This window comes from Erwinia aphidicola, from assembly GCF_014773485.1.
In the GTDB taxonomy this organism is placed as follows: Bacteria; Pseudomonadota; Gammaproteobacteria; order Enterobacterales; family Enterobacteriaceae; genus Erwinia; species Erwinia aphidicola.
The window spans coordinates 432,260-458,250 of the sequence record NZ_JACXBP010000004.1 but is presented as its reverse complement, the minus strand read 5'-3'; the positions used below and the strand labels follow the sequence as shown (position 1 = coordinate 458,250).

Annotated in this window: 26 protein-coding genes and 1 other RNA gene; 7 read left to right on the top strand and 20 right to left on the bottom strand. The window is 57.5% G+C overall.

Annotated elements, in window-relative coordinates; all coding sequences use genetic code 11:
- Positions 1-19 precede the first annotated feature (19 nt).
- Complete coding sequence (locus ID864_RS12315) at positions 20-643, top strand: serine protease family protein (RefSeq protein ID WP_048917203.1); 624 nt, start codon at positions 20-22, stop codon at positions 641-643.
- Between the two features lie 41 nt (positions 644-684).
- Here ID864_RS12315 and ID864_RS12310 read toward each other — a convergent pair whose 3' ends face one another.
- The 7 genes from ID864_RS12310 to xerD all read right to left on the bottom strand — a co-directional run bounded on the left by ID864_RS12310 (position 685) and on the right by xerD (position 8,166).
- On the bottom strand, positions 685-1,377 hold the full coding sequence (locus ID864_RS12310; RefSeq protein ID WP_099753487.1) for an amino acid racemase: 693 nt from the start codon (positions 1,375-1,377) through the stop codon (positions 685-687).
- Entirely contained in the window at positions 1,374-1,877 is a 504-nt protein-coding gene (locus ID864_RS12305; protein WP_048917205.1) for a cupin domain-containing protein, read from the bottom strand. The genes ID864_RS12310 and ID864_RS12305 overlap by 4 nt, the downstream gene beginning before the upstream one ends.
- A gap of 111 nt (positions 1,878-1,988) precedes the next feature.
- On the bottom strand, positions 1,989-3,509 hold the full coding sequence (gene lysS / locus ID864_RS12300; protein WP_191149880.1) for a lysine--tRNA ligase: 1,521 nt from the start codon (positions 3,507-3,509) through the stop codon (positions 1,989-1,991).
- A gap of 9 nt (positions 3,510-3,518) precedes the next feature.
- Positions 3,519-4,617 (bottom strand): peptide chain release factor 2 gene (gene prfB / locus ID864_RS12295; protein ID WP_099753485.1). Its coding sequence is split into 2 segments (ribosomal slippage): positions 3,519-4,541 and positions 4,543-4,617, totalling 1,098 coding nucleotides; the frame shifts between segments, so codons are not numbered across the junction.
- Positions 4,618-4,819: 202 nt separating this feature from the next.
- Positions 4,820-6,538, bottom strand: a complete 1,719-nt coding sequence (gene recJ / locus ID864_RS12290; protein WP_191149879.1) for a single-stranded-DNA-specific exonuclease RecJ — start codon at positions 6,536-6,538, stop codon at positions 4,820-4,822.
- A 5-nt stretch (positions 6,539-6,543) separates the two neighbouring features.
- A complete protein-coding gene (dsbC, locus tag ID864_RS12285; RefSeq protein ID WP_048917209.1) occupies positions 6,544-7,248 on the bottom strand; it encodes a bifunctional protein-disulfide isomerase/oxidoreductase DsbC in 705 nt (234 codons plus the stop codon).
- Between the two features lie 24 nt (positions 7,249-7,272).
- Positions 7,273-8,166 carry a site-specific tyrosine recombinase XerD gene (gene xerD / locus ID864_RS12280; protein WP_048917210.1) on the bottom strand — a complete coding sequence of 298 codons (894 nt, stop codon included), beginning with the start codon at positions 8,164-8,166 and terminating at the stop codon, positions 7,273-7,275.
- A gap of 180 nt (positions 8,167-8,346) precedes the next feature.
- On the opposite strand from xerD, the gene fldB reads away from it, so the two are divergent.
- Positions 8,347-8,865 carry a flavodoxin FldB gene (fldB, locus tag ID864_RS12275; protein WP_048917211.1) on the top strand — a complete coding sequence of 173 codons (519 nt, stop codon included), beginning with the start codon at positions 8,347-8,349 and terminating at the stop codon, positions 8,863-8,865.
- 68 nt (positions 8,866-8,933) lie between these two features.
- Here fldB and ID864_RS12270 read toward each other — a convergent pair whose 3' ends face one another.
- Together ID864_RS12270 and sdhE are read right to left on the bottom strand one after the other, a co-directional pair.
- On the bottom strand, positions 8,934-9,356 hold the full coding sequence (locus tag ID864_RS12270) for a protein YgfX (RefSeq protein ID WP_191149878.1): 423 nt from the start codon (positions 9,354-9,356) through the stop codon (positions 8,934-8,936).
- Positions 9,337-9,603, bottom strand: coding sequence for an FAD assembly factor SdhE (gene sdhE, locus ID864_RS12265; RefSeq protein WP_099753482.1), 267 nt, complete (start codon positions 9,601-9,603; stop codon positions 9,337-9,339). Before sdhE ends, ID864_RS12270 begins: the two co-directional genes overlap by 20 nt.
- Positions 9,604-9,829: 226 nt before the next feature.
- Between sdhE and ygfZ the strand changes: the two genes are divergently transcribed.
- A complete protein-coding gene (ygfZ, locus tag ID864_RS12260) occupies positions 9,830-10,816 on the top strand; it encodes a tRNA-modifying protein YgfZ (protein WP_187497172.1) in 987 nt (328 codons plus the stop codon).
- A gap of 19 nt (positions 10,817-10,835) precedes the next feature.
- On the opposite strand, the gene trhA is transcribed toward ygfZ, so the two are convergent.
- Positions 10,836-11,489, bottom strand: coding sequence for a PAQR family membrane homeostasis protein TrhA (gene trhA / locus ID864_RS12255; protein ID WP_048917216.1), 654 nt, complete (start codon positions 11,487-11,489; stop codon positions 10,836-10,838).
- Positions 11,490-11,697: 208 nt separating this feature from the next.
- Here trhA and ID864_RS12250 point away from each other — a divergent pair, with 208 nt between their 5' ends.
- Positions 11,698-12,306, top strand: a complete 609-nt coding sequence (locus ID864_RS12250; protein WP_048917217.1) for an HD domain-containing protein — start codon at positions 11,698-11,700, stop codon at positions 12,304-12,306.
- A gap of 48 nt (positions 12,307-12,354) precedes the next feature.
- On the opposite strand, the gene ID864_RS12245 is transcribed toward ID864_RS12250, so the two are convergent.
- From ID864_RS12245 to ID864_RS12205, 9 genes are all read right to left on the bottom strand, one after another.
- Positions 12,355-13,098, bottom strand: coding sequence for an SDR family oxidoreductase (locus ID864_RS12245; protein WP_099753480.1), 744 nt, complete (start codon positions 13,096-13,098; stop codon positions 12,355-12,357).
- A 97-nt stretch (positions 13,099-13,195) separates the two neighbouring features.
- Positions 13,196-16,057 carry an aminomethyl-transferring glycine dehydrogenase gene (gcvP, locus tag ID864_RS12240; RefSeq protein ID WP_048917219.1) on the bottom strand — a complete coding sequence of 954 codons (2,862 nt, stop codon included), beginning with the start codon at positions 16,055-16,057 and terminating at the stop codon, positions 13,196-13,198.
- 72 nt (positions 16,058-16,129) lie between these two features.
- Positions 16,130-16,516, bottom strand: coding sequence for a glycine cleavage system protein GcvH (gene gcvH / locus ID864_RS12235; RefSeq protein WP_048917220.1), 387 nt, complete (start codon positions 16,514-16,516; stop codon positions 16,130-16,132).
- Positions 16,517-16,541: 25 nt separating this feature from the next.
- Positions 16,542-17,654 carry a glycine cleavage system aminomethyltransferase GcvT gene (gene gcvT / locus ID864_RS12230; protein WP_048917221.1) on the bottom strand — a complete coding sequence of 371 codons (1,113 nt, stop codon included), beginning with the start codon at positions 17,652-17,654 and terminating at the stop codon, positions 16,542-16,544.
- Between the two features lie 511 nt (positions 17,655-18,165).
- On the bottom strand, positions 18,166-18,612 hold the full coding sequence (locus tag ID864_RS12225) for a hypothetical protein (protein ID WP_191149877.1): 447 nt from the start codon (positions 18,610-18,612) through the stop codon (positions 18,166-18,168).
- 145 nt (positions 18,613-18,757) lie between these two features.
- A complete protein-coding gene (ubiI, locus tag ID864_RS12220; protein WP_048917223.1) occupies positions 18,758-19,960 on the bottom strand; it encodes an FAD-dependent 2-octaprenylphenol hydroxylase in 1,203 nt (400 codons plus the stop codon).
- A 13-nt stretch (positions 19,961-19,973) separates the two neighbouring features.
- Complete coding sequence (ubiH, locus tag ID864_RS12215) at positions 19,974-21,152, bottom strand: 2-octaprenyl-6-methoxyphenyl hydroxylase (RefSeq protein ID WP_191149876.1); 1,179 nt, start codon at positions 21,150-21,152, stop codon at positions 19,974-19,976.
- Entirely contained in the window at positions 21,149-22,465 is a 1,317-nt protein-coding gene (pepP, locus tag ID864_RS12210; RefSeq protein ID WP_048917225.1) for a Xaa-Pro aminopeptidase, read from the bottom strand. Before pepP ends, ubiH begins: the two co-directional genes overlap by 4 nt.
- Before the next feature lie 46 nt (positions 22,466-22,511).
- Entirely contained in the window at positions 22,512-23,090 is a 579-nt protein-coding gene (locus tag ID864_RS12205; RefSeq protein ID WP_048917226.1) for a YecA/YgfB family protein, read from the bottom strand.
- 170 nt (positions 23,091-23,260) lie between these two features.
- On the opposite strand from ID864_RS12205, the gene zapA reads away from it, so the two are divergent.
- From zapA to ID864_RS12190, 3 genes are all read left to right on the top strand, one after another.
- Complete coding sequence (zapA, locus tag ID864_RS12200; RefSeq protein WP_048917238.1) at positions 23,261-23,590, top strand: cell division protein ZapA; 330 nt, start codon at positions 23,261-23,263, stop codon at positions 23,588-23,590.
- 41 nt (positions 23,591-23,631) lie between these two features.
- Positions 23,632-23,816: non-coding RNA, 6S RNA (gene ssrS / locus ID864_RS12195), on the top strand.
- 94 nt (positions 23,817-23,910) lie between these two features.
- Positions 23,911-24,498 carry a 5-formyltetrahydrofolate cyclo-ligase gene (locus tag ID864_RS12190; RefSeq protein WP_048917227.1) on the top strand — a complete coding sequence of 196 codons (588 nt, stop codon included), beginning with the start codon at positions 23,911-23,913 and terminating at the stop codon, positions 24,496-24,498.
- A gap of 65 nt (positions 24,499-24,563) precedes the next feature.
- On the opposite strand, the gene serA is transcribed toward ID864_RS12190, so the two are convergent.
- Positions 24,564-25,802 (bottom strand): phosphoglycerate dehydrogenase, encoded by a 1,239-nt coding sequence (gene serA / locus ID864_RS12185; RefSeq protein ID WP_048917228.1) that lies wholly within the window; start codon positions 25,800-25,802, stop codon positions 24,564-24,566.
- Positions 25,803-25,991: the final 189 nt, after the last annotated feature.

Below are 25,991 nucleotides of genomic sequence, written 5' to 3'. Positions count from 1 at the left end.
CTACCGCTGAGGAGAGTCGATGCGCATTGCACTTTGCCTGCTAGCCCTGTGCCTGACGGGGTGTTCTGTAGGGAAGTATCAGTACAGCAGCGAGGCTGAAGAGCGCGTCGATATGACGGTGACCGGTATCCCCACGGTATTAGGGCTGGGCACGCTAGGCACCACCATTCCGCTGACGCCGGATTACAGCCTGACCGCCGCGCACGTGGCAAAATATTCGATGTACAAGGTGAAGTCGTATCACCCCGAGTGCGATCTCGCGGTGGTGTACCACAAAAACAGCAACCTTCAGCCGCCGCACTTCCGTAACGGCTTGATCGGCGACAAGGTGAACCTCTACGGCTACAGCTTTATCTCGGCAATGCCGGTAGCATCCAGCGGCACCAATCTGATCAATACCGGGCTGAAAAATTCCTGGAACAAGGTGAGCTGCGTGGTGGTGGCTTCCGATGCGGGCGTAGTGCAGGGGATGTCCGGTGGGGCGGTGTACAATGCCTCGGATGATTCGATTGGCGGCGTGATCGTTGGCTACAGCAGGCGTATCAACGATATAAAAAGCGGCAAAACGCTGTATAAGAACGTATCGCTGTATATCCCCTACGCCCGCTTTAAAGAGTGGCTGAACGACACGGTGAAATCGTAATTGCAGGGAGCGACCGCAGCTTTGGTCGTCCCTTAACGACCTTAGTCGAGCATAAACTCAACCGCCGCCCGGGCGTGAATGGCGGTGGTATCGAACACCGGGATCGGACAGTCCGCCGCACTCAGCAGCAGGCCGATCTCGGTACAGCCAAAGATCACCCCTTCCGCCCCCTGCTCTACCAGCCCGCTAATCACTTGCTGATAATAATCTTTTGATTCGGCGGCAAAGGTGCCCTGGCACAGCTCGTCAAAAATGATGCGGTTAATCTCCTGGCGTTCTGCGGCGGGCGGCACCAGGGTTTCAATGCCGTGCAGGCTGCGCATTGGCCCACGGTAGAAATCCTGCTCCATCGTGTAGCGCGTGCCGAGCAGCGCCACGCGCGACATCCCAGACTGTTTAATCGCGGCGGCGGTGCCATCGGCGATATGCAGAAATGGCAGCCCGCACTGCCGGGTAATCGCATCCGCCACTTTGTGCATGGTGTTGGTACAGAGCACAATGCCCTCAGCCCCGGCGCGCTGTAACGCGCTGGCAGCATCGGCCAGCATCTGCCCGGCGCTGTCCCAGTTATCGCTGGCCTGGCAGGCCTCAATATCATGAAAATCAACGCTGTATAACACTATCTTTGCCGAATGCAGGCCGCCGAGACGCGCCTTGATCCCTTCATTGATCATACGGTAATAGGGCACGGTGGATTCCCAGCTCATGCCGCCAATCAGTCCCAGCGTTTTCATGATGATCCCTTTTTCACTGCATCCGGCAGCCCGTCATGGGGGCCAAATTCCTGCGCGGGGGGGTTCTCCCACCGATCCTCACGCGTGGCGAGGTAGACCGGATTTTTCGGATACCAAATGCGGTTCTCGGGTTTATTGGCTTCACCGACCACGATAAAGCGCGCTTCGCGATCGCTGTTGTTGATAAAGGTGTGGCAGATGGCGGTGCCTGCCGGAAACGCCACTGCATCGCCGGGCTGCAGGCGGTGCAGCTCGCCGTTAATCCATACGTCCGGCTCGCCCTCCAGCACGAAAGCGAACTCCTCTTCGGCACTTTCGGCATGTGGGTACGACATACGTCTACCGGGCAACAGGCGCTCGTGGTGGATCCCCAGACGCGTCAAGCCAAGCAGGCGCCCGAGCGGGGCGCCAATCGACATCAGCTCGTCACTGTCCGGATAGTGTTCATTATCCTCCCCCTCCAGCTCCTGCCAGTGGCGGATAAAATCAGGTCGGGTCATTGGTGGCTCTCCGTGCAGTGATATTTTTGCACCGTTACTATTCCTTAATTAGCTTATTGATGCAAAAAAAAACGGCCCGCATTGCGGGCCGTCCGATAGAAAAAGCGTAGCTTACTTGTTGGTTGGGCGCAGTGCCGGGAACAGGATCACGTCGCGGATGGTGTGGCTGTTAGTAAACAGCATCACCATACGGTCGATACCAATGCCGAGACCGGCGGTTGGCGGCAGGCCGTGTTCCAGCGCGGTAACGTAGTCTTCGTCGTAGAACATCGCTTCGTCATCGCCGGCATCTTTGGCGTTAACCTGCTGCAGGAAACGGTCAGCCTGATCTTCCGCATCGTTCAGCTCCGAGAAGCCGTTGCCGATTTCGCGGCCGCCGATAAAGAACTCGAAGCGGTCGGTGATGTCCGGGTTCTGATCGTTACGGCGCGCCAGCGGCGACACTTCTGCCGGGTATTCAGTGATGAAGGTTGGCTGGATCAGGTGCGCTTCTGAGGTCTCTTCGAAGATCTCAGTGACCACGCGGCCCAGACCCCAGCTCTTCTCAACTTTGATACCAATTGACTGGGCGATAGCCACGGACTTATCGAAATCGTCGAGATCGGCCAGGTTGGTTTCCGGGCGATACTTCAGAATCGCTTCTTTCATCGTCAGCTTGTCGAACGGCTTGCCGAAGTCGAACTCCTGGTCACCGTAAGGCACCACGGTGGTGCCCAGCACGTCCTGCGCCAGAGTGCGGAACAGGCTTTCGGTCAGCTCGATCAGATCTTTGTAATCCGCATACGCCATATAGAGTTCCATCATGGTGAACTCAGGGTTATGGCGCGGCGAGATACCTTCGTTACGGAAGTTGCGGTTGATTTCGAACACGCGATCGAAGCCACCGACCACCAGGCGCTTCAGGTACAGCTCTGGCGCAATACGCAGGTACATATCGATGTCCAGCGCGTTGTGATGGGTGATAAACGGACGCGCAGAAGCACCGCCGGGGATCACCTGCATCATCGGGGTTTCCACTTCCATAAACTCACGGCCAACCATGAAGTTACGGATACCGGCCATGATCTGTGAGCGGATTTTGAACGTCTTACGCGAGTCGTCGTTCGAAATCAGATCCAGGTAACGCTGGCGGTAGCGGGTTTCCTGATCGGCCAGGCCATGGAACTTGTCCGGCAGCGGGCGCAGGGCTTTAGTCAGCAGGCGCAGTTCGCTACAGTGCAGGGTCAGCTCGCCGGTTTTGGTCTTAAACAACTTGCCGCGCGCGCCGAGAATATCGCCGAGATCCCATTTCTTGAACTGCTCGTTGTATTTGCCTTCTGGCAGATCGTCGCGGGAAACATAGAGCTGGATAATCCCGCCCACGTCCTGCAAGGTGACGAAAGAGGCTTTACCCATAATACGGCGGGTCATCATACGACCGGCAACGCTGAACTCTTCGCCGATCAGCTCCAGCTCTTCATTCTCTTTATCGGCGTATTTAGCGGCCAGAACGTCAGAGGTGCTGTCACGGCGGAAGTCGTTCGGGAACGCCACGCCAGTTTCACGCAGTGCGGCCAGCTTTTCGCGACGTGATTTCAGTTCGTTATTAAGCTCAAGTGCGGCATCAGCGGCCTGCGGTTGTTGTTCAGACATGTGAGTTCCTTATAACCCTGCTTTCAAACTTGCTTCGATAAAACGATCCAGATCGCCGTCCAGAACCGCCTGAGTATTGCGCGTTTCTACGTTGGTACGCAGATCCTTGATGCGGGAGTCATCCAGCACGTAAGAGCGGATCTGGCTGCCCCAGCCGATGTCAGACTTGTTGTCTTCCGCCGCCTGTTTGTCCGCATTTTTCTTCTGCATTTCATATTCATACAGCTTGGCACGCAGCTGTTTGAAGGCCTGATCTTTGTTCTTATGCTGAGAACGGTCGTTCTGGCACTGCACCACAATGTTGGTCGGTAAGTGGGTAATACGCACCGCCGACTCGGTTTTGTTGACGTGCTGACCACCGGCACCGGAAGCGCGATAAACGTCAATACGCAGGTCGGCCGGGTTAATATCGATATCGATATTGTCGTCCACTTCCGGATAGACAAACACCGAACTGAACGAAGTGTGGCGGCGGCCGCCGGAGTCGAACGGACTTTTACGTACCAGGCGATGCACGCCGGTTTCAGTACGCAACCAGCCGAACGCGTAGTCGCCGATGATTTTAATGGTGGCGGATTTGGTTCCGGCCACTTCACCGTCTGACTCTTCAATAATTTCGGTTTTATAGCCTTTGGCTTCCGCCCAGCGCAGATACATACGCAGCAGCATGCTGGCCCAGTCCTGTGCTTCGGTGCCGCCGGAACCGGCCTGAATGTCCATGTAGCAGTCAGCGCTGTCATACTCGCCGGAGAACATGCGGCGGAACTCTAATTCACCGAGTTTCTTCTCCAGAATATCGAGTTCAGCCACTGCTTCATTGAAGGTCTCTTCGTCTTCGGCTTCAACGGCCAGCTCAAGCAGGCCAGTGACATCTTCCAGCCCCTGCTCCATCAGATCCAGCGTTTCAACGACGGCTTCTAATGCAGAGCGCTCTTTACCCAGCGCCTGGGCGCGGTCAGGTTCATTCCAGACATCAGGCTGCTCAAGTTCAGCGTTTACTTCCTGCAGGCGTTCTTTCTTGGCATCATAGTCAAAGATACCCCCTAAGAACGGCGCTGCGCTCTGTGAGATCCTGAATACGGTTCTTTACCGGATTAATTTCAAACATGTTTTGAGATCTTATTAGGTGATCGAAATGGACGAGAATGTAACCACGCAGTTTAACTGAAATAGCGCCCGGTTTGTAGCACAGAACACACCTTGTGCATTTTGTGCGGTAGGGGTCAGGCATGCCTGACCCGCTTCTGTTTGCAGCAAAGGTGAGATAAAGGGCCGACCGGAAAAGCGGGGCGGCCCGTGATGAATTTTGCTTACAGCGCCCAGAGATGGTCGATAATCAGCTGCACGCTGCGGTTACCGCGAAACTCATTGACGTCGAGCTTGTACGCCAGCTCAACCTGCCTGACGCTCGGGTCCGGCCACAGGGTGGTATCGACATTAAAGGCAATACCGTCCAGCAGCGGGCCGCCGCCAAGCGGCTCAATCATCACTTTCAGATGACGCTCGCCCACCAGCCGCTGCTGTAACAGCTTGAACTTGCCGTCGAAGGTTGGCTCCGGGAAGGCCTGCCCCCACGGACCGGCTTCGCGCAGCAGCTCCGCCGTGGGTAACGTCAGCTCCTGTGCCATCAGCTCACCGTCGGACCAGACCACGCCCTGAAGGGACTCGGCATCCAGCCACTCACCGACCAGCTCAGCAAAGCGCTGGCGGAACTCGTCGAACCTAGACTCCTCCAGCGACAAACCCGCCGCCATCGCGTGGCCGCCAAACTTAATGATCAGCCCGGGGTTTAGCGTATCAAGCCGCTCCAGTGCGTCACGCATATGCAGCCCGGCAATAGAGCGGCCTGAGCCTTTCAGCGTACCGTCCCCCGCCGGAGCAAAGGCGATCACCGGGCGGTGGAAGCGATCCTTCAGGCGTGAGGCCAGAATGCCGACCACGCCCTGATGCCACTCGGGATGATACATGGCGATACCGAGCGGCAGCGCGTCATCGCTGCTTTCGAGACGATCGCACAGCGCCAGTGCTTCCGACTGCATCCCCTGCTCGATCTCTTTACGCGTCTGGTTTAACGCATCCAGCTCGCTGGCCAGCATACGTGCCTGGCCGAGATCTTCACTCAGCAGCAGCGCCACGCCAACCGACATATCGTCGAGACGGCCCGCAGCATTTAACCGCGGCCCGAGCGCGAAGCCTAAGTCGCTGGCGGCCAGCTGACGGGCATCGCGATTGGCGATCTCCAGCAGCGCGCGGATACCCGGGCGGCATTTCCCGGCGCGAATACGGCTCAGCCCCTGCCACACCAGGATGCGGTTGTTAGCATCCAGCGGTACCACGTCGGCGACCGTGCCCAGCGCCACCAGATCCAGCAGTTCCGCCAGGTTTGGCAGAGTGGTCACGCCGCTGTCGCGCAGCTGCGATCGCAGGGCCAGCATCAGGTAGAACGCCACGCCCACGCCCGCCAGCGCCCGTGAAGGGAACTGGCAGTCGCTCAGGTTGGGGTTAACAATTGCGTCGGCTTCAGGCAGCGAGTCGCCCGGCAGGTGGTGATCGGTCACGACCACCGGGATCCCTTTCTCGTGCGCCAGCGCCACACCCGCGTGGGAGGAGATGCCGTTATCGACCGTGACAATCAGCTGCGCGCCGCGTGCCGCGGCCTGCTCAACCACTTCGGGACTGAGGCCATAGCCATCATCAAACCGGTTCGGCACCAGATATTTAATGTTGCTGCCGCCCATGCTGCGCAGTGCCAGCACCGTCAATGCGGTGCTGGTGGCACCGTCGGCGTCGAAATCGCCGACGATCATGATGCACAGGTTATCCGCCAGCGCGCGCTGCAGGATCTCAACCGCCCGCTGAATACCGCTCAGCGACTGGAAGGGATGCAGGTTTTTCGCACCGCGCTCCAGCTCGGCAGCCGCGGTGACACCGCGTTGAGCGTAGAGACGACGTAACAGCGGGTGCAGTTCAGCAGGAAGTGCAGCAGCATCCGTCGCCTCGCGGCGACGGAGTTCAGTTTTACTGTTCACGAAAATCAGCCGCCGTTTTTCTGGCTGTCGAGGAATTTCTTCAGATCCTGCGGCCCCTGATAGCCGGGGATCATGGTGCCATTTTCCAGCAGCATGGCAGGGGTGCCCTGAATGCCGAACAGCACGCCCAGTTTGTACTGCTGACCAATATCGATTTTACAATCGGCCGGTGCGACCGTGTCGCCCTTCATCGCGGCGCTGAATGCTTTGCGCGGGTCGGCGCTGCACCAGACGGACTTCATCTCTTTGGCTACCTGACCATTCATCCCTTCACGCGGGAAGGCCAGGTAGCGCACGGTAATGCCCAGCGCGTTGTAGTCAGCCATCTGCTCGTGCAGCTTGCGGCAGTAGCCACAGGTGATATCGGTAAATACCGTGATCACATGCTGCTCTTTTGCGGCTTTGTACACGATCATCTCGCTGCTTAACGCATCGACTTTTTTCTGCAGCAGCTGATTGGTCACGTTGACCGGCTGGCCGCCGCTGACGTCGTACAGCGGCCCCTGCAGGAAGTGTTTGCCGTCTTCGGTGACGTACAGCACACCGCTCTCACTCAGCACGGTTTTGATGCCCGGCAGCGGCGAAGGCTGGATCTCGGTCTGCTGTAAGCCCAGTTTGGTCAGCGACTGTTTAATGGCGGCATCATCGGCGTGGGCCAGCCCGCTGACCGAAGCGATGAGGAGAGAAAGTAACAGGTAATGCTTCTTCATTTGATGTCCTTATGTACTCTGAAATCAGGCACGCGGGTGATGCTGCTGATGCAGCTGGCGCAGGCGCTCGGTCGCCACGTGCGTATAAATCTGGGTAGTGGATAAATCGCTGTGGCCTAACAGCATCTGCACCACGCGTAAATCAGCGCCGTGGTTAAGAAGATGCGTGGCAAACGCATGCCTCAGCACGTGCGGTGACAGTTTTTCGCTGTCGATACCCGCCAGTGTGGCGTAATGTTTGATGCGATGCCAGAAGGTTTGTCGGGTCATTTGTTGCGCGCGGTTACTGGGAAACAGCACGTCCAGCGTCTGGCCGTTAAGCAGCCACGGGCGCCCGTACTCGATAAACTGCTCGATCCAGTGCACCGCTTCCTCGCCCATCGGTACCAGCCGCTCCTTATTGCCTTTACCGATCACCCGCACCACGCCCTGACGCAGGCTGACATCGCTGAGCGTTAAACCCACCAGTTCGGTGACGCGCAGCCCGGTGGCGTACAGCAGTTCCAGCATCGCTTTATCGCGCAGCTCAATCGGCTGATCAAGGCAGGGTGACTGCAGCAGGCGTTCGACCTGTGCTTCCGACAGATCCTTAGGCAGGCGCTGCGGCAGTTTGGGCGAGGAGAGCAGCGCGCTGGGGTCGTCCTCGCGCAGCTTCTCGCGGTAGAGGTACTGGAACAGGCGGCGCATGGCACTCAACAGACGGGCAGAGCTGGAGGCTTTATAACCGCCCTCCAGCCGCTCGGCGAGAAACCCCTGCAGGCTGACGGCATCCACGCTCAGTAATGACAGCTGTTGATGCTCCAGCCAGCCGCACAGCGAACGCAGGTCGAGACGATAAGAGGCAACGGTATTCTGCGCCAGATTGCGCTCGATCCACAGGGCATCAAGAAATTGCTCAATCAGATCGTTATCCTGCACCTTATCCTCTCTTTTATTGACACGGCGTGGCTGTCAGTGCGCTGCCAGAAGTAATTTTATAGCTAAATATCAGCATGATACGTCATCCTCATGCTGAGTGAACCGCGTCCATTATGCCTTATTCATGGCCGTTTCTGATATAATCGCCACCAGACTTTAGTAAAAATGAGTTCCACTACCATGAATATTGGTCTGTTTTACGGCTCCAGCACCTGTTATACCGAAATGGCCGCTGAGAAAATCCGCGACTTTATCGGCGAAGATCTTGTCACGCTGCACAACCTGAAAGATGACTCTCCGGCGCTGATGGAGCAGTACGATCTGCTGATCCTCGGCATTCCCACCTGGGATTTTGGCGAGCTGCAGGAGGACTGGGAAGCGATCTGGACCGATCTGCCAACGCTGAATCTGCAGGGTAAAGTGGTGGCGCTGTATGGCATGGGCGATCAGGGGGAGTACAGCGAGTGGTTCCTCGATGCGCTGGGCATGCTGCATGAAGTACTGGCCCCGTCTGGGGTTAAGTTTGTCGGCTACTGGCCGCTGGCAGGCTACGAATTTACCAGTACCAAACCGCTCACCGCGGACGGTCAGAAATTTGTCGGGCTGGCGCTGGATGATATCACCCAGTTTGAGCAGACCGATGAACGCATTGCGCAGTGGTGTGAGCAGATCCTGACCGAAATGGCGGAGCTGCTGTAACCCCAAGAAGGGGGCGATTTCCGTTTCAGGTCGGCCCCGACGTTGCGCAGACAGAAGCTCCACGCTCATCACGGCTCTGTCGCCCGCTGCTTATTCATCAGCAGCTGCTGGCGCAGCAGGCGCCATTCCGCGCTTTCCATACCGTCGGCAAATAGCCACAGCCGCTCGCGCTGACCTGCGTGATGATGTAACGACAGCAGTATCGCCTGGCGGGTGACCCACGGTGGAATCGGCATCTGCCACTGCTGCTGGCGCCAGCGCACGATGTGCCCCGGCAGCAGGGCGAGCTCCCCCTCGCGTTTGACAATCCGGCGCTGACTGCGCAGGCACTCCAGCGCTACCAGTATCAGTAAGCCAGCCCACAGCAGGATATAGCCAAAGCGGGCGGGCCCGGGTGCCAGCAGCAGTGCGAGGATGACGGCGCCGTGCAGCAACAGCGATGCACAGCGGGCATACCAGGAAACCCGCAGGCTACATTGCCACAGGACCACGTTGTTGGTTTCGCTCCTGAATCAGCGCCACCATCCTTCTCAGCTCCGCATCAGCTGGCTCGCCGTGGTTCATCAGCCAGTTAAACAGGTCCGGGTCATCGTTCTCCAGCAGCCGGACAAACAGCTGCTTGTCGGTGTCGTCCAGTGAGTCAAACTCATACTCAAAAAACGGCATGATGGAGATATCCAGTTCGCGCATGCCGCGGCGGCATGCCCAGTGAATACGTGCTTTATTTGTAATATCCATGTCACTCAGCGTCGGTTAACCAAACATGGCGCACAGTGTAACGCTTTTTTGCGGCGCTGTTGATGATGCAATGCACTGCGTGCGGCACGGCGCGCAAAACAGCGTTACCGGTTGCAGGGTTATCACGCGTTTTGTGCCGCTTTTTCTGGAAACAGGTTGCAAAGCAGGTGCGCTCTTTTAACATGAGCAACAGATTTCACTAAATTCGTTAATTTAGGACTGAATTATGCCGAATATTTCTTACCCTCCCCGCCAGCCGGTCGCCTCAGCACGCCTGCCGCTGACCCTAATTTCGCTGGAAGAGTGGGCGCTGGTGAACGCCAGCGGTGCAGATCACGTTAGCTATTTACAGGGTCAAGTGACGCTGGATGTTGCGGCGCTGGCCGACAACCAGCACCGCCCAGCCGCGCACTGCGATGCCAAAGGGAAGATGTGGAGCAACCTGCGCCTGTTCCACCGTGGCGAAGGAATGGCCTATATTGAGCGCCGCAGCCTGCGCGACACTCAGCTGACCGAGCTGAAAAAATACGCGGTATTCGCCAAAGTGACGCTGCTCCCGGACGATGAAGCGGTGCTGCTGGGCGTGGCCGGGTTCCAGGCACGCGCCGCACTGGCGGGGGTTTTTGACGCCCTGCCCGACGCTGGCTCCCCGGTTATCCAGCAGGATGACAGCACGCTCTTGTGGTTTAACCTGCCCGCCGAGCGTTTCCTGCTGGTCACTACGGCGGCCAAAGCACAGGAGCTGCAGGATAAACTGGCGGGTGAAGCCCAGCTCAACGACAGTCGGCAGTGGCTGGCACTCGATATTGAAGCCGGCTTCCCGATCATCGACAGCGCCACCAGCGCCCAGCTGATCCCGCAGGCGACCAACCTGCAGGCGCTGGACGCCATCAGCTTTAAGAAAGGCTGCTACACCGGCCAGGAGATGGTGGCACGCGCTAAATTCCGCGGCGCCAATAAACGTGCGCTCTTCTGGCTGGCCGGCAAGGCTGGCGTAGTGCCTGCGGCAAATGATGCGCTTGAGATGCAGATGGGTGAGAACTGGCGCCGCACCGGCACCATCCTTGCCGCCTGCCAGCTGGATAACGGCGAGGTTTGGGTGCAGGCCGTGCTGAATAATGACCTGGAAGCGGATACCGTGCTGCGCGTGCAGGGCGATGAAGGCGGCAAACTGGCGATCCAGCCACTGCCTTACGAAATCACCCAGGGCTAATTGAAGGGGCGCAAGCCCCTTACATCACGTATAGATAGATGGCGAGAAAGTGGCACAGAGAACCGCCCAGCACGAAACCGTGCCAGATGGCATGGTTATACGGAATGCGCTTCGCCACGTAGAAAATCACCCCGAGCGAATAGATTATCCCCCCGGCGGCCAGCAGCCAGATACTGCCTGACGGCAGGCGTAGCGCCAGCTGATATAGCACTATCAGCGACAGCCAGCCCATCAGCATGTAGGTCACCAGCGACAGCGCCTCAAAGCGGTGCGCAAACACCAGCTTAAACACTATCCCTACCAGCGCCAGCCCCCAGATAAACGCCATTAAACCGTGCGCCAGCGGCGATTTCAGCGCCACCAGCAGAAACGGCGTATAGGTTCCAGCTATCAGCAGATAGATTGCCGAATGGTCGAGCTTTTTCAGCCAGAACTTAGCGCGTTCGCCAGGAATGGCGTGATAGAGCGTGGAAGCGAGAAACAGCAGGATCATACTGCCGCCGTAAAGGCTGTAGCTGGCGATTGCCAGCGCACCGGCACGGGCGTCTATGGCCTGGTCGAGCATCAGAACTAAGCCAATCACGCCAAACAGGCAGCCAATGCCGTGGCTGATGCTGTTGGCGACCTCTTCCGCCAGTGAATAACCGGGTTCCAGTAATTTTTGTTTCGCCATATCTAACGATAATCCCCAAGAAATAGGTCCAACCCTCGCAAAATGCGCGGGTGGAAAATTCATCACAAATAGCCTAACTGAGAATAATTTCAGAGTACACATGTAAGCTAAAATATATATGTAACCTTGTAATACATTTTCTTTAAAGAATTACGCAAACGTTTCCCTTAAACTATTGGCAAGTTTTTAGGGGATAAGTGAGAGTGTGATGTCTGACAGGGTAGCAGCCTTAGATTTCGGCGCGATGACAGAAGTGGTGCAGTTTTTAATGGAGCTCGACAAGCTAAAAGGCGTGGAGCGCCGCACGCGACTGCTGGGCAATGCGCGCCAGGAGAACTCTGCGGAACACAGCTGGCACCTGGCGATGGCCGCCATGAGCCTGGCACCGTTCTCACGTGAGGCAATCGATGTGCAGCACGTGGTGCAGATGGCACTGGTGCATGATGTGGTGGAGATCGATGCCGGGGATGTGATGGTTTACGACCTGGCAGCACGCGATGCGATTCATGAGCAGGAAGTGGCGGCCGCCGGGCGTATTTTTGGCCTGCTGCCTGCGGAGCTCAATCAGCGTTTTCGCGCCCTGTGGGATGAGTATGAATCCGGCGAAAGCGCCGATGCGCGCTTCGCCAATATGCTCGACCGCGCACTGCCCATCATGCTTAACCTGCATAATCAGGGACAGAGCTGGCGAGAGAACGGCATTCGCCTGGAGCAGGTTAAGGCACGCAACGTGAAGCTGGCGCAGCAGTGGCCGGAGCTATGGCAGCACTTAGAGCAGCATCTGGATAATGCGCACCAGCAGGGATGGTTATTGTGACTTGCGGGCGGACCGAAAAAGAGGGTCCGCCCCTACAAATATTTCGCCTTACCTTCCCCCCGCCGCATCAATAATCGAACCGGTAATATATGAGGCGTCTTCGCTCAGCAGCCACGCAATGGCCTGGGCGATCTCCTCTGGCTGACCGCCGCGCTGCATAGGTATTGACGCGGCGAGGCGGTCTACCCGCTGCGGTTCCCCCCCGTCAGCGTGCATTTCGGTGTAGATAAAGCCGGGCCGTACGCCGTTGACGCGAATGCCCTGCGCCGCCACTTCCAGCGACAGCCCTTTTGTCAGGGTATCCATGGCCCCTTTCGAGGCGGCGTAGTCAATGTACTCGCCCGGTGCCCCAATGCGCGACGCGGCGGAAGAGACATTGACAATCGCCCCACCTTTGCCGCCGTGATGATGGCCCATGCGTTTGACCGCCTCACGGCAGCAAATAAAGCTGCCGGTCACATTAGTGGCAAATACCCGATTGATGCGCTCGGCGCTCAGCTGCTCCAGCGTCGCCTGCTTGAACAGGATCCCGGCGTTATTCACCAGAGCTGTCAGTTGACCTGGCTGGCGGTCAATCTCCGCAAACATCGCTATCACCTGCGCCTCATCGGCAATATCCGCCTGAATAGCGAACGCGCTGCCGCCCTGCTGTTCTATCACATCCACCACCTCCAGCGCGGCATCGCTGCGGCGGGCATAGTTGACCGCGACCCGCCAGCCCATCTGCGCCAGCAGAATAGCGGTCGCGCGACCGATCCCCCGGCTGGCACCGGTAATTAAGGCGATCTTCATTCAGCATCTCCAATAAAAAGGGCAACCATTGGCTGCCCCTGTCAGAAAGGATTACATTCGGGGCAGGATTGCCTGCCCTCGGCAAAACATGCGCCCGTTATTCGTATTCACTCATCGGTACGCAGGAGCAGAACAGATTGCGGTCACCGTAAACATCGTCGAGGCGCTTAACGGTTGGCCAGTATTTATTGTCGCTGCCTGCCGGGAATACCGCCAGCTCACGCGTATAAGGATGGCTCCACTCACCGACAATTTCCCTCTGCGTATGCGGTGCATTTACCAGCGGGTTATCGTCGGCCGGCCATTCACCGTTGGATACGCGATCGATTTCCATACGGATTGCCAGCATCGCATCGATAAAGCGGTCCAGCTCAATTTTGCTTTCCGATTCGGTCGGCTCAACCATCAGGGTGCCCGCTACCGGGAAGGACATGGTAGGTGCATGGAATCCGTAGTCAATCAGGCGCTTGGCAATATCCAGCTCGCTGATGCCGGTCTGCTCTTTCAGCGGACGAATATCGAGAATACATTCGTGCGCCACGCGGCCGTCACGCCCGACGTAGAGGATTGGATAAGCTGACTGCAGGCGATGGGCGATGTAGTTGGCGTTAAGGATCGCCACCGAACTCGCCTGCTTGAGCCCCTCTGCGCCCATCATGCGGATATACATCCAGCTAATCGGCAGAATGGATGCACTGCCGAATGGCGCAGCAGAGACCGCACCCTGGCCGGTCAGCATATCGTCAATCTGCACCACGCTGTGGCCCGGTACAAACGGTGCCAGATGCGCTTTCACGCCGATAGGCCCCATACCCGGGCCACCGCCGCCGTGCGGGATACAGAAGGTTTTATGCAGATTGAGGTGCGACACGTCTGCACCAATATAGCCCGGCGTGGTAATGCCGACCTGCGCGTTCATGTTGGCGCCGTCCAGGTAAACCTGACCGCCAAACTGATGGACGATCTGGCACACTTCGCGGATCGTCTCTTCATACACGCCGTGCGTCGACGGGTAAGTGACCATAATGCAGGAGAGTGCTTCGCCCGCCTGCTCCGCCTTCAGGCGCAGGTCGTGCAAATCGATATTGCCCTGTTTGTCGCAGGCTACCACCACCACAGCCATACCAGCCATCTGCGCCGAAGCCGGGTTGGTGCCGTGTGCAGAGCTGGGGATCAGGCAGATATTTCGCCCGGCTTCGTTGCGGCTTTCGTGATAGCGACGGATGGCCAGCAGGCCGGCATATTCGCCCTGCGCGCCGGAGTTCGGCTGCATGCACAGCGCATCGTAGCCGGTCAACTGCACCAGCCACTGCGACAGTTGGCCGATCATCTGCAGATAGCCAGTCGCCTGCTCTGCCGGGCAGAACGGGTGCAGCTCGGCGAACTCGGGCCAGGTGATGGGGATCATCTCCGCCGCCGCGTTCAGCTTCATCGTGCAGGAGCCAAGCGGGATCATCGCCTGATTGAGCGCCAGATCTTTGCGCTCCAGGCTGTGCATATAACGCATCATCTCGGTTTCGCTGTGATGACGGTTAAACACCGGATGGGTCAGGATCGCATCCTGACGCAGCATTGCAGCGGGAATGGAAGCGCCATCCGCATCGAGGGCATCGATCTCCAGCCCGTGCTGCTCGCCCAGCAGGATTGAGAACAGCGCCGCAACGTCTTCACGCGTGGTGGTTTCATCCAGCGTAATGCCGACCGCATTGAGGATATCGCTGCGCAGATTAATACCAAAGCTCAGCGCACGATCCAGCACGGCAGCTTTATCCGCCACTTCTACCGTCAGCGTATCAAACCAGCTGTGATAACGCAGTTTCAGACCACCCTTCTGCAACCCGGCCGCAAGAATATCGGTCAGGCGATGGATACGCCCGGCGATGCGCTTCAGCCCGGCCGGGCCGTGGAATACCGCGTACAGGCTGGCAATGTTTGCCAGCAGCACCTGCGAGGTGCAAATGTTGGAGTTGGCTTTCTCACGGCGGATATGCTGCTCGCGCGTCTGCATCGCCATACGCAGCGCGGTGTTGCCCGCGGCGTCACGCGATACGCCGATAATACGGCCAGGCATTGAACGTTTGTGTTCGTCACGCGCGGCGAAGAATGCCGCATGCGGACCACCGTAGCCCATTGGTACGCCGAAGCGCTGCGCGGAGCCGAAAACGATATCCGCGCCCTGCTTGCCCGGCGCCTGTAGCAGCACCAGCGCCATAAAGTCGGCTGCCACGCTGACCACCACTTTGCGGCTTTTCAGCTCAGCAATCAGGTCACCGTAATCATGCACTTCACCGCCGGTGCCGACCTGCTGTAACAGCACGCCGAACACATCCTGCAGCTCCAGCACTTTCTCCGCTTTATCGACCAGCACCTCGAAGCCAAAGGTTTCAGCGCGGGTGCGCACCACGTCCAGCGTCTGCGGATGAATATCATCAGCAACGAAGAAGCGATTGGCATTTTTCAGCTTGCTGACGCGCTTTGCCATCGCCATCGCTTCGGCGGCGGCGGTCGCTTCATCCAGCAGCGAGGCAGACGCGATATCCAGCCCGGTCAGGTCAAGAGTCAGCTGCTGAAAGTTCAGCAGTGCTTCCAGACGGCCCTGGGAGACTTCCGGCTGGTAAGGAGTGTATGCGGTGTACCAGCCTGGGTTTTCCAGCATGTTGCGCAGGATCACCGGCGGCGTCAGCACCGGGGTGTACCCCATGCCAATAAAGGATTTATAGCGCTGATTTTGTGACGCAATCGCCTTCAGCTCGGCCAGCGCCAGGTGTTCGGTCAGCGCATCGCCTACCGCAGGTGGGCTGGGAAGCTGGATGTCGGCGGGCACAATCGAGGCGATGAGCTCGCTCAGCGATGAGGCACCGATGGCGCTGAGCATCGCTGCCTGCTGTTCCTGGGAAGGTCCGATATGGCGCTCGATAAATGCACCGTGATGTTCAAGCTGGCTGAGAGTCTGGGTCATTAGCGGTAAATCCTGCATCGGGCATCGGGTTTCAGGGCAGCGAATAGCCCGCCCTGAAGTGACGATTAAACGTTATTCTGAGATGGCGGCAGCGTAAGCAGCAGCATCAAGCAAGGTTTCGAACTCGGTATCATCGCTGGCTTTGATCTTGAACAGCCAGCCTTCGGTGTAGGGATCGCTGTTCACCAGTTCAGGCTCAGATTCCAGCGCGCTGTTTACCTCAATGATTTCGCCGCTCAGTGGGGCATAGATATCAGACGCGGCTTTCACCGATTCAGCCACAGCGCAATCTTCGCCCTGGCTATAGGTGTTGCCAAGATCCGGCAGGTCAACAAACACCATGTCACCGAGCAGCTCCTGCGCATGCTCGGTGATCCCGACGGTAAAGGTGCCATCGGCCTCTTTGCGCACCCATTCATGGCTGTCACGATATTTCAGTTCGGCTGGTACATTGCTCATCAATATGCTCTCCAAAAGGCAAAAATTATTTCGTCACCGGCTTACCGGCGCGGACAAAAATCGGTTTAGTCACCTGCACCGGCATTTCGCGGTTGCGGATCTGCACAATCGCCTGCTCGCCAATTCCGGCAGGCACGCGCGCAAGGGCAATACTGCATCCCAGCGTTGGGGAAAATGAACCACTGGTGATAATACCTTCATGCTGATTGCCATCGGCATCGCTGAAGCGCACCGGCAGTTCATTACGCAATACGCCTTTTTCGGTCATGATCAGGCCCACCAGCTGGTCGGTACCCTTTTCGCGCTGCTGTTCCAGCGCTTCACGGCCAATGAACTGGCGATCGGCTGGATCCCATGCAATGGTCCAGCCCATATTGGCGGCCAGCGGAGAAACGCTTTCATCCATCTCCTGACCGTACAGGTTCATGCCGGCTTCCAGACGCAGCGTATCGCGCGCGCCAAGGCCGGCAGGCTTGACACCCGCTGCCAGCAATTTCTGCCAGAAATCGGCAACCTGCTCGTTTGGCAGGGCAATCTCGTAGCCGGATTCACCGGTATAACCGGTGGTGGCGATGAAATAGTCACCGGCCTGCACGCCAAAGAACGGCTTCATTCCGCTGACGGCGGCGCGCTGCGCGTCATCAAACAGCGTCTGGGCTTTCTGCTGGGCATTTGGGCCCTGCACGGCCACCAGTGCCAAATCGTCACGCTCGGTCAATTCAACGCCGTAGTCAGCGGCATGCTGACCGATCCACGCCAGATCTTTCTCACGCGTGGCGGAGTTGACCACCAGGCGGAAGAACTCTTCGCTAATAAAGTAAACAATCAGATCGTCAATCACCCCGGCTGAGGCGTTGAGCATCGCGCTGTACAGGGCTTTGCCCGGCAGCGTCAGTTTGGCAACGTCATTGGCCAACAGATAACGCAGAAATTCGCGCGTGCGTGCGCCGTGCAGGTCGACAATCGTCATATGAGAAACGTCAAACATCCCGGCGTCAGTGCGCACTGCATGATGTTCATCCATTTGCGAGCCGTAATGCAGCGGCATCATCCAGCCATGAAAATCCACCATGCGGGCGCCACACGCCTGATGCTGTTCGAAAAGGGGAGTTTGCTGAATCTCGGTTTGCTGAGTCATATCATTCCTGTATCTGATATCCGGTTGCTGACCAGCGCCTCTCACCGCCTTTGCGGGACCGACGCAAACGTTACCTTAGCTCTGAACTTACCACCGAACACGCCAATTAACCATAAGTAAAACGGGGTCGAATCTGTTGCCGTGCCAGAAATGGCCAGGCTGAGTTTCCAGTGTTTTTCACCAAAAAAATGCGTTATAACGCACGAATTCAGTAATTAACCGTCACTCATTCAGTTTAATGGCCAGGATTAAGCACGCACGGGGAAAAAAACCACTTGAGGGAAAAGGCCTATGCATTATTAAAAGTAATGCGAGCGCGGGGGTGAAATTAGAATAATTCAAACGATGTGCAAAAAAGGGGCATCCATTGCACCAAAAGTGCAAACAGGGACAAAGAGGGACAAAGAGGGAGGAGGAAGGCAAGAAGATTCCTCAGTTACGCTAATAATCGGCATCCCGATACACAGATGCCTATATCAGACGAGAAGAGGGGGGGATGGTAAAACATCAGTCAGCCTTTCAGAACGGCTTCCTTCACGAACCAGGCAAGAACAGCCAGGATTGCCGGGACTAAAAGTGTCCATGTGATTTTAGCGTTGAGCGCATCAAACCTGTTATTCGTTCTTACCTCTAAAGCGGCTAACTCTTGTATCAACTCTGCGCGGACACTTTGCACCTCGGCGCGGATACTTTGCCCCTCAGCGCGGACACCTTGCACCTCGGCGCGGATACTTTGCCCCTCAGCGCGGACACCTTGCACCTCTGTTCTGACACTCTCAACATCAGCTTTGGTCGCAAAGCCTTCAGAGCGCGCGGTGAGTATGCCCAGATCGATTTTGATCTGATGGCTATCCTGTTCCAGATGTTCGACGCGTCTGGTCAAATTGTCCATTCCACCTCCATTACCCCCTGTTTGCGAAACACGATAACTGCGCCATTGATGTACATTCTCACTCATTAAGCCATCCTTGCTTTGCCTGAACTTTTCCGAACAAATTTTAACCAGCACGCAGACGCAATCCTTGCATCTTTAGCTATCAGGCCGTTGGTGAATATGTGCTATTGCGGTGAATCAGGGCCGCAGCCCCGATTTTTTACTGATTTCAGCTCAGCCAGTCAGGCAGGTCGTGCAGCCCCATTGCCTGCTTGAGCAGGCGTGGCTTGACGCCGGGAAGCGTGTCCGCCAGCGCCAGGCCAACATCGCGCAGCAGTTTCTTCGCCGGATTATTCCCGTCAAACAGCTCGCGGAAACCCTGCATGCTGGCGAGCATCACCGCCGCGCTATGCTTGCGGCTGCGCTCGTAGCGCCGCAGATAAAGATGCTGGCCAATGTCTTTGCCCTGCTGCTGCAAGCGCTTGACCTGACCAATCAGCTCAGCGGCATCCATAAAGCCAAGGTTAACCCCCTGTCCGGCCAGGGGATGAATGGTGTGGGCCGCATCGCCTACCAGCGCCAGACGGTGAGCCGCGAAGTTGCGCGCGTAGCGCCCCATCAGCGGGAAGGATTGACGCTCGCTCTCCACTTCACACAGGCCAAGACGCAGGTCGAACGCGACCGACAGCTGCTGGTTAAACACCGCAGCAGGCATCTCTTTCAGGCGCAATGCTTCCTGGGGTGATAATGACCAGACAATTGAGCTCAGATGCGGGTCGCTGAGTGGCAGAAAGGCCAGAATGCCGTCGCCGTGAAACACCTGACGCGCCACCGCGTCATGCGGCTTCTCGGTGCGGATGTTGGCAACCAGCGCATGATGCTGATAGTCCCAGAAAGTTAGCGGGATATCGGCTTTATTACGCAGCCAGGAGTTGGCGCCATCCGCCGCGACCAGCAGACGAGCGGTCATCATGCTGCCATCCTGCAGGGTAACGAACGCTTCGTTGTCACCAAAGGCGACCTGCTGTAACTGCGCCGGGGCAATCAGGGTGATATCACTGAGGCTCTCCGCACGCTGCCATAACGCCTGGTGGATCACCCGGTTTTCGATAATATGCCCGAGGTGCGCCAGCCCCTGCTGCTCATCGTCAAACGCGATATGCCCGAAGCTGTCGCGGTCCCAGACTTCCATGCCATGGTAGGCGCTGGCGCGAGCGGCGAGGATGGTGCTCCAGACGCCAAGATGCTGCAGCAGGCGTTCGCTGGCGGCGTTGATCGCCGAGACGCGCAGCCCAGGGGCCGCATCGGCCTCAACTGCCGTCGGCACTTCGCGCTCCAGCACGGCCACGCGTAGCCCGCTGCCCTGTAAGCCACAGGCCACGGCCAGCCCGACCATACCGCCACCGGCGATGATCACATCATAGGTTTGCATTACTGCTTTCTCCTCAACGCTTAACCCAGCCCAACGTGCGCTCGGCCAGCAAATTACGTAACAGCGGCAGATGATCCATCGCCAGCAGTCCCAGATTGCGCCCCATAACCAGCGGCGTATAGCGGTTTGCAAACAGTCTGACCAGCCCATCGGTAATGCCGATGGTGGCCTGCGCGTCCGGCTGACGGCGCTGCTGATAGTGTTGCAGGGTGGCGAATGCGCCCACGCCCTGCCCGGCGCGCCATGCCGCCGCCAGCGTTTCCGCCAGCGACATCACGTCACGAATACCGAGATTAAAGCCCTGCCCGGCGATGGGGTGCAGAGTCTGTGCCGCATTGCCGACCAGCGCAAGACGATGGCCAACATGCTGTGCAGCGGTTTGCAGCTGCAGTGGATAGCTGTGGCGCTGGCCGACATGACTGATGCGCCCCAGCCGCCAGCCGAATGCACGCTGCAACTCCGCAATAAAACGCCCGTCGTCCCAGCCGTCCACAGCGGATTTTTGCGCGAGCGGATGGCACCACACCAGCGAACTGCGCCCGTCTGACATCGGCAACAGCGCCAGCGGGCCATGTTCGGTAAAGCGCTCGAACGCCCGCCCCTGATGCGGCAGCTGAGTTGAGACATTGGCAATCACCGCGACCTGCTGATAATCCACCCGCTGCCAGCTCATGCCACAGGCGGTTGCCACCTGCGAGTGCGAACCATCAGCGGCCACCAGCAGTTCGCCGCCGAGCGTTTCCCCACTGGCTAGCGTGACGCTAACGCTATTCTGGGTACGCGTCACCTGCGACACTTTATCCGGGCAGCGCAGCGTGATCCCTGGGGCCTGCTTCAGGCGGTTGAACAGCCGCTGCCCGACCTCGTGCAGCTCAACCACCTGACCCAGTGCAGAAACGCCGTAGTCGGCCGCGCTGAGTGAAACAAAGCTGGCGTGGCCGCGATCGCTGACGTGAACGTCGGTAATAGCCGTGGCGCAGGAGGCCAGCAGCGGCCACAGATCAATCGCGGCAAGCTGCTGACAGGTACCTTCCGCCAGAGCAATAGCACGCCCGTCGTAGCCAGGATGCGCCCGGCTGGCAGGTTCTGTGGCTTCCACCAGGGTGACCGCCAGCTTTCCCTGAGTCAGATGGGAAATGGCTAACGCCAGCGTGGCCCCCGTCATCCCGCCGCCTGCGATAATTATGCTCATGAACGCTTCGCTGCCGCCATTAGTGCTTCAATCTCATCCGCATCTTTCACCACCGTGTCGGTCAGGTTTTCATTGCCATCTGCGGTGATAATAATGTCATCTTCAATTCGGATACCGATACCGCGATACTCAACGGGTACGTCCGCGTCCGGGGCGATATACAGCCCCGGTTCAATGGTCAACACCATGCCCGCTTCAAGAATGCGGTCGCGGTCCACACCGTAGTGACCGACATCGTGCACATCCAGACCCAGCCAGTGGCTCAGACCATGCATAAAGAACTGGCGATGGGCATTTTCTGCGATCAGGGTATCGACATCGCCCTGCATCACGCCCAGCTCCACCAGGCCGCTCACCATAATCTTCACCACTTCCGCCGTCACTTCACGGATGCTGGTGCCGGGGCGATACAGTTCCAGCGCCTTATTCAGCGAGGCCAGCACAATATCGTAAATGGCGCGCTGCGGTGCGCTGAATTTGCCGCCAACCGGGAAAGTGCGGGTGATATCGCCGGCATAGCCTTTGAGCTCGCAGCCCGCGTCGATCAGCACCAGCTGGCCGTCGTGCATCTGGCTCTCGTTTTCGGTGTAGTGCAGAATGCAGCCGTTCTCCCCGGCACCAACGATGGTGTTGTAAGAGGGGTAGCGGGCGCCGTGGCGGTTGAATTCATGATGAATCTCCCCCTCCAGCTGATATTCATACATTCCCGGACGCGATTTCTGCATAGCGCGGGTATGAGCCAGCGCGCTAATGCGGCCTGCTTCACGCAGCACCGCCTGCTCTTCCGCGGACTTAATCAGGCGCATCTCATGCACCCACGGTCGCCAGTCGGTCAGCGTGGCCGGAGCGGAGAGATTCTGGCGCGAGCCACGGCGCAGGGTATCCAGCGCGCTGAACACGATGCTGTCGGCCCCGGCGTACTGGCCATGCGCGTGGTACACCACGTCCAGCCCGTTAAGGAGCTGGTGCAGCTGCTCGCCGATATCGTCCCACGGCAGCGCACGATCCACCGCCAGAACCGCAGGCGCAGCATCCTGCCCCAGACGGCGGCCAAACCAGATTTCAGCCGTAAGATCGCGCACGCGGTTAAATAGCACGCTGTGATTATGATTCTCATCGCTTTTGATCAGCACCAGCACCGCTTCCGGTTCATTAAACCCGGTGAAGTACCAGAAATCGCTGTTCTGCCGGTAGGGATACTCACTGTCGTTGCTGCGAGTTGCTTCCGGGGCGGCAAAAATCAATGCCGCACTGGCCGGGGCCATTTTTGCTAACAGCGCCTGGCGGCGGCGCAAAAACTCTTGCTGGGTCATACGATCTCCTGAATGCTGTTCCATTAAACCGCTGAGTAGCGACAGTTTAGTGCAGCGTTGGCTTTTTCATTACCACATTGGTAGGCACGACACGGGTGAAGGTGTCGTGGCACAGCAGGGCCGCTACGCGCACGTATTCGATCACCTCTTCCAGCGACTGCTCCAGCTCTTCTTCATCTTCGTCTTCGTCATAGCCCAGCTGGGCAATGGTACGCAGATCGTCGATGGCTTCTCCCGTCTCCCCTTTCACTTTGTCGAGCTTCGGCTGCGTGACGCCAAGGCCGAGCAGGAAGTGATTCACCCAGCCCGCCAGCGCATCGGCGCGGTCAAACACAGTGATATCATCGTCCTCGGGCAGGTAAAGCTGGAACAGGAAGCCTTCATCTTCCAGCGAGTTGCCCGTCGCTTCGTGCAGCTGCTGCAAAGGCAGTGACAGCGTCTGTGAAAACGCCATGCCCTCGTTAGTCAGGTCGTGAACCAGCGATTGCCAGCTGCTGTCCTGGTTGCCGCCACAGATCAATCCGCTGATCAGGCCGTGCATTTCGGCAGGGGTCATTCCGACTCCCTGCTGCGTCAGTACTGAGGCCAGCTGGTCATAGCCCGGCATTGTGTTAGTTAGTGACATACGTTTTGGCCGTCGTTGGCGAGTTTAGTTCGTGATATGCTACCACCAGGTGCCTCAACGATTCCAGAAAGGGGTTGTTTCTTCTATTAGGGGTAGTTATAGTGGCGCCCCTCCCAAGCCATTGAGTGGTAAGGGTGATTGCGGGCGCAGTAATCAGTCAGGAAGGTGGCATGTCTGCACAACCGGTAGATATTCAAATTTTTGGCCGTTCATTACGAGTAAATTGTCCGCCGGAACAGCAAGATGCGCTGAACCTGGCCGCCGAGGACCTCAATCAACGGTTGCAAGACTTAAAAGTTCGCACTAGAGTCACAAATACTGAGCAGCTGGTTTTCATCGCCGCACTCAATATTTGCCATGAACTGGCGCAGGAAAAAGTCAAAACTCGTGACTATGCGTCCAACATGGAGCAGCGTATTCGCATGCTGCAGCAGACCATTGAACAGGCATTGCTTGAGCAGGGTCGCATAACTGAACGTACTGGTTCTAAGTTCGAATAACACTTCAACGTTAGCTATGATAGAGTGACGGTGAAGTAAAAAATTCTCTGAGATGTTTGCAAGCGGGCCCGTCCCCTGAGCCGATAATTAATACCAAACAGAGTGTGACGCTCTGTAACCTGTGCGCAAGCTCGGTCCGTCCGAGAAGCCTGATGGTTACGACGGCATACTCACCTTGAACCATGGGTTCAAGGGTTACAGCCTGCGGCGGCATCTCGGAGATCCCCATTTTTTTAAGATCTCCCCTTCTTTCTGGCATTTACACTCCCAGCCTTACCCGGCAATCTGAAAACACCATCCGCATATGGAGTTGCCAGAAAATGAGCCTCAATCTTCTCGACCGTCAGGATATCCGCACCCACGTCCGCCACCTGCGGCGCGAACTCAGTGATGAGCAGCAGCAGCTTGCCGCCGTGCAGGTCGCCGAACACGCGCTCAATTTTGCCCCGCTGCAGCAGGCAAAAAACATTGCGCTGTTTCTGTCGGTAGATGGTGAACTCAATACCCGTCCGTTAATCGCCAAGCTCTGGCAGCGCAAACAGCAGGTCTATCTGCCCGTGCTGCATCCGTTTTCTGCGGGCCAGCTGCTTTTTCTGCGCTATGACGAGCATACCGAGTTGAAGATTAACCGCCTGCGCATCCCGGAGCCGCCGCTGGATATCCGTCGTCTGCTGCCGTTAAGCGAGCTGGATGTGCTGATGGTGCCGCTGGTGGCGTTTGATGCCGAAGGGCAACGTCTGGGAATGGGTGGCGGATTTTACGACCGCACCTTGCAGAACTGGCAGCAGCATGGCTTTTTGCCCGTGGGGCTGGCGCATGACTGTCAGCAGGTCGAGAAGCTGCCAGTGGCGAAATGGGATATCCCGTTACCGGCGCTGATTACGCCGTCGAAGATCTGGCAGTGGTGATTGATTGCGGCGGTGTCAAACACCGCCCGGGGCCGATCGAAAAAGAAGATCGGCCCCTATAGCATTTAGTAAAGCAGACGGGCGCGAATGGTACCCGGTATCGCTTTCATCAGCTGCAGCGCTTTGTCGGCTTCATCCTGCGACGCATCAACATCAATGACCACATAACCCATCTGCGGTGTGGTCTGCAGATACTGGGCTGAGATGTTGATGCCCTGATCGGCGAAAATCAGGTTGATAGCCGTCAGCACGCCTGGACGGTTTTCATGAATGTGCATCAGACGGCTGGCATTAGCACCGTGCATTGGCAGCGAGGCTTCCGGGAAGTTAACCGCTGACAGCGTGGAGCCGTTATCAGAGTATTTCGCCAGTTTGCCCGCCACTTCAATACCGATATTTTCCTGCGCTTCCTGAGTTGAACCCCCAATGTGTGGGGTCAGGATCACGTTATCAAACTCGCACAGCGGTGACAGGAAGGGATCGCTGTTGGTTGCTGGCTCTTCCGGGAACACGTCAATCGCCGCGCCGGCCAGATGCTTGCTCGCCAGCACTTCGCACAGCGCAGGGATATCGACCACGGTGCCGCGTGAAGCGTTAATCAGCAGCGCACCTGGCTTCATCAGCGCCAGCTCTTCCGCCCCCATCATATTCTGCGTCGACGGCGTTTCCGGCACGTGCAGGCTTACCACGTCGCTCATATTCAGCAGGTCGGAGAGATGCTGCACCTGGGTCGCATTGCCCAGTGGCAGTTTGCTTTCGATATCGTAGAAGAAGACGTGCATACCAAGGCTTTCCGCCAGCACGCCCAGCTGCATACCGATATGGCCATAGCCAATGATACCGAGTTTTTTACCGCGCGCTTCAAACGAACCTACCGCCAGCTTGTGCCAGACGCCACGGTGCGCTTTGGCATTAGCCGCAGGCACGCCGCGCAGCATCAGCAACAGTTCGCCGATAACCAGTTCAGCTACGGATCGGGTGTTGGAGAAAGGTGCGTTAAACACCGGAATACCGCGGATAGCAGCGGCATGCAGATCAACCTGGTTGGTCCCGATGCAGAAGCAACCGACGGCAACCAGCTTTTCCGCCGCCGCGAAGATCTCTTCGGTGAGGTTGGTGCGCGAGCGAATCCCGATGAAGTGTGCATCGCGGATGGACTCTTTCAGCGCTTCGCTGTCCAGTGCGCCTTTATGAAATTCAATGTTGGTGTAACCAGCAGAGCGCAGGTTATCGATGGCGCTTTGATGCACGCCTTCCACCAGCAGGAATTTAATCTTGTCTTTCTCCAGTGATACTTTTGCCATTTCCCGACCCTATTTAGCAGACTTCAATGATGGCTGATATAAGCCAGCCTTCTGTCAAAATAACAAAATTTACGCCTGCGGCAATACAAACGATTGCCTGACGCTCAGCACGGCGATGCTCTGAGCCAGAACAAAGCGATAGAAAATCATGGTGCAATGCGCACGACCAGGAGGATAGTGCGGCAGGCA